This is a genomic window from Homoserinimonas sp., assembly GCF_056262345.1.
Map to the genome: position 1 here is coordinate 1 of NZ_JBACFR010000274.1, position 10,163 is coordinate 10,163.

The 10,163-nt window shown below is 65.2% G+C and carries 9 protein-coding genes; 8 read left to right on the forward strand and 1 reads right to left on the reverse strand.

The window, feature by feature from the left end:
• The 4 genes from AC062T_RS12725 to AC062T_RS12740 form a co-directional block, all read left to right on the forward strand.
• A partial coding sequence (locus tag AC062T_RS12725) for a thiamine pyrophosphate-dependent enzyme (protein WP_476030576.1) occupies positions 1–797 on the forward strand: 797 nt, incomplete at its 5' end.
• Between the two features lie 23 nt (positions 798–820).
• Positions 821–1,825: an alpha-ketoacid dehydrogenase subunit beta gene (locus AC062T_RS12730; protein WP_476030592.1), complete on the forward strand. Its 1,005-nt coding sequence runs from the start codon at positions 821–823 to the stop codon at positions 1,823–1,825.
• Complete coding sequence (locus AC062T_RS12735; RefSeq protein WP_476030578.1) at positions 1,822–3,087, forward strand: dihydrolipoamide acetyltransferase family protein; 1,266 nt, start codon at positions 1,822–1,824, stop codon at positions 3,085–3,087. The genes AC062T_RS12730 and AC062T_RS12735 overlap by 4 nt, the downstream gene beginning before the upstream one ends.
• A 91-nt stretch (positions 3,088–3,178) precedes the next feature.
• Positions 3,179–3,853, forward strand: coding sequence for a VOC family protein (locus AC062T_RS12740; RefSeq protein ID WP_476030580.1), 675 nt, complete (start codon positions 3,179–3,181; stop codon positions 3,851–3,853).
• A gap of 7 nt (positions 3,854–3,860) precedes the next feature.
• Here the strand turns inward: AC062T_RS12740 and AC062T_RS12745 are convergent, their stop codons facing one another.
• Positions 3,861–4,472: a TetR/AcrR family transcriptional regulator gene (locus AC062T_RS12745; RefSeq protein WP_476030582.1), complete on the reverse strand. Its 612-nt coding sequence runs from the start codon at positions 4,470–4,472 to the stop codon at positions 3,861–3,863.
• A gap of 115 nt (positions 4,473–4,587) precedes the next feature.
• On the opposite strand from AC062T_RS12745, the gene AC062T_RS12750 reads away from it, so the two are divergent.
• From AC062T_RS12750 to AC062T_RS12765, 4 genes are all read left to right on the forward strand, one after another.
• A complete protein-coding gene (locus AC062T_RS12750) occupies positions 4,588–6,195 on the forward strand; it encodes a carboxyl transferase domain-containing protein (RefSeq protein ID WP_476030584.1) in 1,608 nt (535 codons plus the stop codon).
• Between the two features lie 5 nt (positions 6,196–6,200).
• Positions 6,201–8,153 (forward strand): acetyl/propionyl/methylcrotonyl-CoA carboxylase subunit alpha, encoded by a 1,953-nt coding sequence (locus tag AC062T_RS12755; protein ID WP_476030586.1) that lies wholly within the window; start codon positions 6,201–6,203, stop codon positions 8,151–8,153.
• Positions 8,154–8,201: 48 nt separating this feature from the next.
• Complete coding sequence (locus tag AC062T_RS12760; protein WP_476030588.1) at positions 8,202–9,380, forward strand: acyl-CoA dehydrogenase family protein; 1,179 nt, start codon at positions 8,202–8,204, stop codon at positions 9,378–9,380.
• A gap of 75 nt (positions 9,381–9,455) precedes the next feature.
• On the forward strand, positions 9,456–10,163 hold a 708-nt coding region (locus AC062T_RS12765), incomplete at its 3' end, for an HpcH/HpaI aldolase/citrate lyase family protein (RefSeq protein ID WP_476030590.1).

Sequence of the window (10,163 nt, forward strand, 5' to 3'; positions counted from 1 at the left end):
ACGCCGTCGCCTACTGCCGCGGCGTCGGTGTAGAGGAGATGATGCCGATGTGGCGGGGCACGGCAGCATCCGGATGGGATCCTTACGAGTTCGGCATGGCGCCGCCCGCCGTCATCATCGGTGCCCAAACGCTCCACGCAACCGGCTACGCAATGGGCTGTGCAAAAGACGGTGCAGATTCGGTTGCCGTCGCCTACTTCGGCGACGGGGCAACAAGCCAGGGGGATGTCTCGGAGGCGATGGTGTTTGCCGCCGCGTTCCGCGCTCCCGTCCTCTTTCTCTGCCAGAACAATCACTGGGCAATTTCGGAGCCGGTGAGCCTCGTTGCGCGCAGGCCTCTCGCCGACCGGGCCCCGGGGTTCGGAATTCCGAGCATTCGCGTCGATGGCAACGACGTGCTTGCCATGATGGCGGCGACCCGCTGGGCGCTCGATCGAGCACGGCGAGGCGACGGGCCCAGCTATATCGAGGCGGTGACCTATCGGATGGGGCCGCACACCACATCCGATGATCCATCTCGCTATGCCGACCCCGCCGAACACGATGAGTGGCTTCAGCTCGACCCGATTACCAGAGTGGAGCGCAATCTCGAGCTGAATGGCCTGCACAGTGTGCACGAGGTGGCCTCACGCACTGCGGATGCCGTCGCCGCCGATCTCAGGCGCGCCTGCCTTGAGCTGCCAGACCCTCGCCCGCTCGAACTTTTCGATCACGTGTTTACTGAGCCGACATCGCGAGTGCTACGCCAACGCAGCCAGTACGCCGCGTACCTGGACATGCTGGGGGAGGAGCGATGAGCGGCGAGATGGCGCAGAAGACGGTGACGCAAAAGACGCTGGGCGCGGCGATCGGGCTTGGACTCGATGGCGCCCTGGCCGCCGACGACAGAGTGTTGCTGATGGGCGAAGACATCGGGCGTCTCGGCGGCGTCTTTCGCGTGACAGACGGTCTGCAAAAGAAGTGGGGGGCCGACCGGGTAATCGATACGCCTCTTGCCGAGGCGGGCATCCTGGGCACGGCCGTGGGGCTCGCCTATCGCGGCTACCGGCCGGTGGTCGAGATTCAGTTCGACGGCCTCATCTACCCGGCCTTCGACCAAATCGTGGCGCAGGTGGCAAAGCTTCATTACCGCACGCGCGGCGCCGTTCGCATGCCGATCACCATCAGGGTGCCGTTCGGCGGGGGCATCGGCGCAGTCGAGCACCATTCCGAGTCGCCCGAGGCATACTTTGCGCACACCGCCGGCCTCAGGGTCGTGGCCTGCTCTCACCCCCAAGATGCGTATTGGATGATTCGGCAGGCCATCGCCTGCGACGACCCCGTGCTGTTCTTCGAGCCGAAGCGGAGGTACTGGGTTACGGGCGAGGTTGACGCTTCGCTCGATGCTGCACCGCCGCTTGAGGCAGCCCGCGTTGTCGTTGAGGGAACCGACGCCACGATTGTGACCTACGGCCCGCTCGTGGCGACGGCGCTTGATGCGGCGCTCGCGGCAGCCGACGAGGGCATTTCGCTTGAGGTTATTGATCTTCGCTCGCTGTCTCCTGTGGACTTCGATACCGTTGAGGCCTCGGTGCGCAAGACTGGTCGCCTCGTTATTACCCATGAGGCACAACAGTTCGGCGGTCTCGGTGCCGAACTAGCAACGAGCATCACCGAACGCTGCTTCACCCACCTCTTGGCTGCACCAGCGCGTGTCACCGGCCATGACATCCCCTATCCGCCCTCACGGCTAGAGGAACACTTTCTCCCCGATCTCGACCGTGTACTCGACGCAGTTGACCGCGTGCTCGGCCGTGCAAACTCTTTGACCGGATGGACACTATGAGCCTTCGCGACTTTGCCCTCCCCGACCTCGGCGAGGGCCTTACCGAATCAGAGCTTGTGTCGTGGGAGGTACAGGTCGGGGACACGGTCGAGCTGAACCAGATTCTTGCGGAGGTTGAGACCGCCAAGGCTCTCGTGCAGCTTCCCTCGCCTTTCGCGGGCGTGGTGCGCTCCCTTCTCGCAGACCCCGGCGACTCCGTGCGCGTCGGGTCGGTGATCGTGTCGATCGAGACGGATGACGGGGATGACGCTCCGCCTGCGGCAGATCTCGATGCCGCTGATGCCGTTGCCGCGGCAGTGGTCGCCCCCGAGCCGGTCGCTGCCGAGAGCGTGCGCGAGAGTGTGAACGAGAGTGTGAACGAGAGCGTCAGCGAGGGCGTTGCCCCGGCGGCGAACCGCACCGCCGTTCTCGTGGGGTACGGGCCCAAGGGCGAGACGGGGGAGCTTCCCCGGCGACGGCACCGCAGGGCGGAGTGGCTGGCCTCTCATCAGGCGGCGCCCGTGGCGGCCCGGGATGCCGTCGAGTCTGCGCACTCAGGTGCAGTCGATGCGTTTGAGCAGCAGTCGGAGGTGCGCAGCCCCATCACGGGCGTCCGTCGGCGGATGGCGGAGGCCATGGTGCAGAGCGCGTTCACGGCGCCGCACGCGAGCCTCACCCTCACGGTCGACGTGACACAGAGCCTTGAGCTGCTCGATCGGCTGCGGCAATCGCCGCGTCTGCGTGATCACAGCCTGGGAATTCTCACTCTTGTCGCGAAGGCGTGCATTGTGGCGATCAAGCACACGCCGGAGATCAACAGTCGGTGGGACGAGTCCGCTCAGGAGGTGGTCGAGTTCGCTCATGTGAACCTGGGGATCGCCGTCGCAACAGATCGAGGATTGCTGGTGCCGAACATCCGCGGTGCCGACGAACTCTCGTTGCCCGCTCTGGCCGATGCCATGACCGCGCTCACCGCATCCGCGCGCGAGTCGGCGACTACGCCCCACCAGCTCGTGGATGGCACCTTCACGGTGACCAATGTCGGGGTCTTTGGCGTGGATGCTGGCACTCCCATTTTGCCGCCGGGTGAGGCGGCGATTCTTGCGCTGGGTGCGATTCGCCGGGTGCCGTGGGAGCACGAGGGAGGGGTCGCATTGCGCAGTGTTGTCACGCTCACGCTCGCGTTCGATCACCGGTTGATCGATGGTCGGCAGGGCTCTGAGTTCCTTACAACGGTGGGGTCGATTCTGAGGGATCCTGCGGGGGTGCTCGCTCTCGTCTGAGGCGGCGAGCAAACCAGAGGCTCGTGAACTCAGGCCAGATGCTCACCCCCAGGCACTTGACGCCCGCGGAACTCGGCGGGAAGGTGGGCGCATGAGCGAAGTCAGCGTCGACCCCCACAAGCTCCTCACGCCCGAGATGACCGCAGAAGATCTCGCCGGTACGGCGTTCGAGCATCTCGCCGGAGCGCTCAGGGCAAACTACACGACCCCCGATTTTGTGACGGCGGCCGCGATCGTGACGCGTGCGGGTGAGATTGCTGAGTCGCTGAACCACCATCCCGATATGAAGCTGGGTTGGGGCCGAGCCGAGTTCGTGCTCACCTCTCACGATTCAGGAGGCGTGACCTCGCGCGACGTGCAGTTGGCGCGGGATATTCACGCCCTCGCCGTGCGGGTTGGCGGCGAGCCGGCAGACCATATTCCGAGCGTCTACGAGATCGCAATCGACACGACAGAGCCCGGGAGCCTTCGTCCCTTTTGGAAGGCGGTACTCGACTACGTCGACGTTGATGACGGCGATTCTTCGAGCCTCGCCGACCCGCGTGGCGCCGGTCCCAAGGTCTGGTTTCAGAGCATGGATGCTGCCCGCACAGAGCGCAATCGCATGCATGTCGACGTCTATGTTCCCGCGGATCATGCCGAGGCGCGGCTGGCCGCAGCTCTTGCGGCTGGCGGTGTTCTCATCACGGATGAGTTCGCGCCGGATTGGTGGGTGCTCGCCGATATTGAGGGCAACGAGGTCTGCATCTGCACGTCGGCCGATTAGCTCGGGACTATTTCGGGTTCGCGAGGCTGGCCGCCAGCGCCATGTCGCTCAAGAGAGCTCGAAGCGAATCCCCAGCGATTCCGCTCGCGGTATGCGGCGTCGAGTTGATGAGCCCGAAAATGGCCTGCACCCGAACCCGAAGCTCCTGACGGGTCTCGGTGCGCAGCTCAGCGGCGACATCGACCCAGAGCTCGCTGTATCGTCGCTGAAGCTCTCTCACCGTGTGGCGGGAGTCGTCTGACAGGCTGTGTAGGTCGCGATCGTGAACGCGAATGACGTCGGGATCCCTCACGGCGAAGTCAACGTGGAAGTCGATGAGTGCTCGTAGCGTCACCGCGGCGGGCGCTTGCTGCGCGATCACGGCGCGACCGCCCGCGAGCAGGGATTCGCTCACGCCGATGAGCAGGGCAGCGAGGACGGCCTGTTTGCTGGCGAAGTGCCGGTAGACGGCGGGGCCGCTCACGCCGACCGCGGCACCGAGCTCCTCGAGTGAAACCTGGGCGAAGCCGTTCTCGGCAAAGAGACGCGCGGCCGCTTCGAGGAGCGCTGTTCTGCGGTCGGCCTTCGCCCTGGTGCGAGACGATCCGTCGGCTGGCGGGTCTGGAGTCTGGGCTGTCACGGGGGGTTCCCCTTCGATGGCGAGAGAGTTAGTCTGTAATTCAGTTAGTCGAGACTAACTGAATTTGGCTTGAGGAGCGGTTCGCTCTCATCCGCAGCAGCTCAGAAGGTAGTCAATGAAGACACTGGAAAGTCGGGTCGACGTGACCTCGGCGGCGTTCGAGGCCAACGCCACCGCGCAAAAGGCGCTTGTCGCTGATCTGCGCGCGCGACTCGCCGAGGCGGCGCTGGGTGGCTCAGAAGCATCCCGGTTGCGTCACCAGAGCAGGGGAAAACTGCTGGCCCGCGACCGCATTGACCACCTTCTCGATGAGGGCAGTCCGTTCCTTGAGATCGCACCGCTCGCCGCGACGGGGCTCTATGGCGACGAGGCTCCCGGAGCCGGGGTCGTCGCTGGCGTCGGTCTGGTTCACGACCGGCCCGTGCTTGTCATTGCTAATGACGCAACCGTCAAGGGTGGAACCTACCTCCCTCTCACGGTCAAGAAGCACCTAAGGGCACAGGAGATTGCCCTGGAGAATCGGCTCCCCTGCATCTACCTGGTCGATTCGGGGGGAGCCTTTCTGCCGATGCAGGACGAGGTGTTCGCCGATCGCGACCACTTCGGGCGCATCTTCTACAACCAGGCCCGCATGTCGGCGCAGCGCGTGCCGCAGATCGCCTCCGTCATGGGATCCTGCACGGCAGGCGGTGCCTATGTACCGGCGATGAGCGACGAAACCGTGATCGTGCGGGGCGAGGGAACGATCTTTCTCGGCGGCCCGCCGCTGGTCAAAGCGGCAATCGGCGAGGTCGTCACCGCTGAGGAGCTCGGCGGGGGCGAAGTGCACGCCCGTCGCTCTGGAGTAGTCGATCACCTTGCAGACAACGATGATCATGCTCTCCAGATCGTGCGCGATATCGTCGAGACGCTGCCGCCGCCCGCCGAGGCCGCCTGGCAGGTGAGCGCATCAGAGCCGCCACGGGTGCCGCAAGACGAGCTCTATGGTGTCGTTCCCACCGACGTTCTCGAGTCATATGACGTCCACGAGGTCATCGCCAGGCTCGTTGATGGCAGCGAGTTTCACGAGTTCAAGGCGGAGTACGGCACGACTCTCGTCACGGGGTTCGCCCGCATCCACGGGCATCCCGTGGGCATCATCGCCAACAACGGCGTGCTGTTTAGCGAGTCGGCTCAAAAGGGAGCTCACTTCATCGAGCTGTGCGACCAGCGCGGCACGCCCCTGGTCTTTCTGCAGAACATCTCGGGCTTCATGGTGGGGACGGATGCTGAGGCGGGCGGCATCGCCAAGCACGGAGCAAAAATGGTCACGGCGGTGGCCACGACCCGGGTGCCCAAACTCACGGTCGTGATCGGCGGCTCATTCGGCGCTGGCAACTATTCCATGTGCGGAAGGGCCTACTCGCCCCGCTTTCTGTGGATGTGGCCAGCGGCGAGGGTTTCGGTAATGGGCGGCCAGCAGGCATCGTCAGTGCTGTGGTCGGTGCGGCGGGAGCAGATGGCCGCCAGAGGCGAAAGCTACTCCGCGGCCGATGAAGCACGCTTTCGCCAACCCATCGCTGACCGCTACGAAGAGCAGGGAAGCCCGTACTATTCCACCGCCCGTCTGTGGGACGACGGGGTCATCGACCCTGCCGATACCCGCACGGTGCTGGGGCTCGCCCTCCGGGTGTGCGCTTCTGCACCCCTGCCAGAGCCGGCCTTCGGCCTGTTTAGGATGTGACCGCCGTGCCCCCTTTCGACAGCGTTCTTGTGGCCAACCGCGGCGAGATTGCGGTGCGCATTATCCGCACCCTTCGGCGGCTGGGCATCCGTTCCATTGCCGTGTATAGCGATGCTGATGCGGATGCTCCGCATACGACGCTCGCCGATGTGGCGGTGCGAATCGGGCCGGCCCCCGCCCGTGACAGCTACCTCTCCGTCGACGCGATTATGGCGGCGGTGCGCACGACCGGGGCACAGGCGGTGCATCCCGGGTACGGCTTCGTGTCGGAGAGCGCGCCGCTGGCGCAGGCGTGCTCCGACGCCGGGGTGGTGTTCGTTGGCCCCCCTGTTTTTGCGCTTGATCTGATGGGCGACAAGATCAGAGCAAAGAACCATGTGCAGGAGCGGGGCGTCCCCGTGATTCCGGGGGTATCCCGGCCTGGGCTCGGCGATGCCGAGCTCATCGAAGCTGCACAGTCTGTGGGGTTTCCGCTGCTTGTTAAGCCCTCGGCGGGCGGTGGGGGCAAGGGCATGCAGGTCGTGGGGGATCCTGCGCACCTGCCCGAAGCACTAGCCGCAGCCCGCCGCATCGCTAAGGCGGCGTTCGGTGACGACGCTCTGCTGTTGGAGCGCCTCGTAGCCTCTCCACGCCACATCGAGGTGCAGATCCTGGCCGATATGAGCGGGGGAGTCGTCCACCTCGGGGAGCGCGAATGCTCTCTGCAACGCCGCCACCAAAAGGTCATCGAGGAGGCGCCATCTCCGCTTCTGCAGTCACCGCAGGGCGCGCATCTTCGCGAACGGATGGGCGTTGCGGCGTGCGAGGTTGCCAGAGGCAGCGGGTACGTGGGTGCCGGAACCGTTGAGTTTCTCGTTTCTGCCGAATCGCCGGACGAGTTCTTCTTTATGGAGATGAATGCCCGGCTGCAGGTGGAGCATCCCGTTACCGAGGAGGTCGCCCGGGTGAGGGGCGAGCGGATAGACCTTGTCGAACAGCAGCTGCGCATCGCCGCGGGCGAGCCGCTCGGCTTCTCACAGGAGGATGTGACCCTCACCGGGTCTGCCGTCGAGGCGCGCATCTATGCAGAAGACCCTCGGCACGGCTTTCTCCCGTCGACCGGGGTTGTCGTGGCGTTGCACGAGCCAGCGGGAGAAGGCGTTCGCGTCGACAGCGGGCTTGCGCTCGGGCGGAGCATCACCGCAGATTATGACCCTCTGCTCGCCAAGGTCATTGCACGGGGCGACGACCGCGCCCAAGCGCTCTACCGGCTCGACCGTGCCCTTGCCGAAACGCTCGTTCTGGGCGTGCACCACAACATTGAGTTTCTTCGCGCTCTTCTGGCCGACCCCGATGTGCGGTCGGGCAGCCTCGACACCGACCTCATCGCGCGGTTTCTGCCTCGGCACGAGTTTGGAGTGCCGGATGCTGTGGCGCTCGATACCGCTGCGACGCTGTTCTGCGGTCGCGACGATGGTGCCGAGCCGTGGCGACGCCGTGACGGCTGGCGGTTGGGCGAGTACCGGCCTGCTGTCCTCACTATCGACGATGGAGACGAGTGGCGCTCTGTCGCGGTGCCGCAATCCGAGTCGGTGCTTCCGCCGAGGGATGTCGCGCTCGACGGTGACACGGTCTGGATCGGTCATGGGGGAGCATCCGTTGCCCTGCGACGCGTGTCTCGTGAGGAGTCACTTGAGCGCGAGCTCGCCGCTCTCGAACGCACGGAAGGCGCCGTTTCGCCCGAGGTTCGTGCACCGCTCGCTGGCACGGTTGTCGATGTCTCCGTCGCCTCGGGCGACCGGGTCACCGCCCGGCAGGCGTTGGTGACGATCGAGGCAATGAAGATGGAGCACACCGTGCTGGCCACGAGCGAAGGCATCGTCGCGATCGAAGTGCGCGTGGGGGACCTCGTGCGGGCCGACCATCGCGTGGCCACAATCGCCGCCGAGGATTCCGCCCTGAACGACACCACCCCCTGAACGACACCGCCCCACTGACAACACCGACGCCCTGAAAGAGGTTCAGCGATGAACGACACAGCACCCGCATTTGGGCTCAGTGACGAGGAGAACGAGCTCGCCAGCCTCGTTCGCACTTTCACCGACGAGGTCATAGCCCCCATCTCGTACCAGGCCGACCGCGATCACGCTTTGCCGTTAGATGTCGTCGCCAGGATGGGCGAACTCGGGCTCTTTGGCCTTCCCTTCCCCGAGGAGGCGGGCGGCCAGGGCGGCAGCTACCTGACGTTCTGTTTGGCCGTCGAGGCGATCGCCAGGGTTGATCAGTCGCTCGCCATCACGTTGGAGGCGGCGGTCGGTCTCGGCGCGATGCCCCTGTTTCGTTTCGGCACCGCCGAGCAAAAGGCTCGCTGGTTGCCCGACTTACTCTCCGGGCGAGCCTTGGCGGGATTCGGCCTCACCGAACCCGAGGCGGGCTCCGACGCTGGCGCAACCCGCACCACCGCGGTGCTCGACGGCGATGAGTGGGTCATTAACGGCACCAAGCAGTTCATAACTAACTCCGGCACCGACATCACGAGCTTCGTCGCCGTTTCGGCCGTGACCGCGAGAGTGACGGATGCCTCTGGCAAACCCCGCGCCGAGATCTCAACGATCATCGTGCCCTCCGGAACCCCGGGTTTCACGGTCGAGCCCGCCTATGACAAGGTCGGCTGGCGGGCATCCGACACCCACCCCCTTACCTTCGACAACGTGCGGGTTCCCGCCGCAAACCTTTTGGGCCAGCGCGGCAAGGGCTTCACGAACTTTCTCCGCACGCTCGACGAGGGGCGCATCGCGGTTGCGGCACTGGCGACGGGGGCGGCAGAAGGCTGCCTCGAGGAATCGGTGACCTATGCCAAGCAGCGGGTTGTCTTCGGTGTGCCCATTGCCGAGCATCAGTTCATTGCCTTCACGATCGCGCGAATGAGGTCGCGGGTGCATACGTCGCGCCTGGCGTGGCACGATGCCGCGCGCAGACGCGACGCCGGTGTGCCCTTCGCCGAGCAGGCGGCCATCGCCAAGCTGGTGGCGAGCGACGCGGCGATGCTCAATGCGAGGGACGCGACTCAGATCTTTGGGGGATACGGGTTCATGAACGAGAGCGTTGTGGGGCGCCACTACAGGGATTCCAAGATTCTTGAGATCGGAGAAGGCACCAATGAGGTGCAGCTCATGATCATCGCCCGCTCTCTTGGCCTTGGGTAGCTCGCTCCTCGCCTTGGATCGAACTCCGGGGTCGTCGGCACCCGCCGTTCGCAATACTCTGGACAGGTGCATGACATGACGTTCACCATGGGTCCCGCCATCCTTTTCTGCCCAGCAGACCGGCCGGAGCGCTTCGCCAAAGCCGCCGATCGAGCCGATGCGGTCATCCTCGACCTTGAGGATGCCGTCGGTGTCGAAAACAAGGCAGCGGCCCGCGAGGCGGTCATCGCGTCGTCGCTCGACCCCGAGCGCACAATTCTCAGACTCAACGGCACTCGCAGCCCCGAGTTCGAAGCCGACCTCGAGACCCTTGCCCGCAGCGGATACGGCACGGTTATGGTGCCCAAGGTCACGAGCCCCGAGGAGCTCGCTGACTTGGCCGCCTACCGCGTAGTCGCCCTCATAGAGTCGGCCGAAGGAGTGCTGAACGCCTCCTACATTGCGGGTTTGCCCCAGGTCGTCGGCCTGTTCTGGGGGGCGGAAGACCTCACGGTGTCGCTGGGCGGAACCAGCAGTCGTGGGCTCGATGGCCGCTATCGCAACGTCATCGACCACGCGCGGTCCAGCATCCTGCTCGCTGCCCGGGCTCACGGCAAGGCGGCGATCGACGCGATCAATGTGGACTTCACGAGCCTCGGCATTCTGCAGGCCGAGGCTGAGGATGCCGCGCAGAGCGGGTTCTCGGCGACCGCGTGCATCCATCCGGCTCAGGTCGAGACCATCCGCTCCGCTTACCGACCGGATGCTGCCCAGGCCGACTGGGCTCGCCGTGTTGTGGAGGGC

Coding starts and splice junctions, on each gene's coding strand:
- AC062T_RS12740 (WP_476030580.1), top strand. CDS start 3,179: ATGAGCGAAGTCAGCGTCGACCCCCACAAGCTCCTCACGCCCGAGATG.
- AC062T_RS12750 (WP_476030584.1), top strand. CDS start 4,588: ATGAAGACACTGGAAAGTCGGGTCGACGTGACCTCGGCGGCGTTCGAG.
- AC062T_RS12760 (WP_476030588.1), top strand. CDS start 8,202: ATGAACGACACAGCACCCGCATTTGGGCTCAGTGACGAGGAGAACGAG.
- AC062T_RS12735 (WP_476030578.1), top strand. CDS start 1,822: ATGAGCCTTCGCGACTTTGCCCTCCCCGACCTCGGCGAGGGCCTTACC.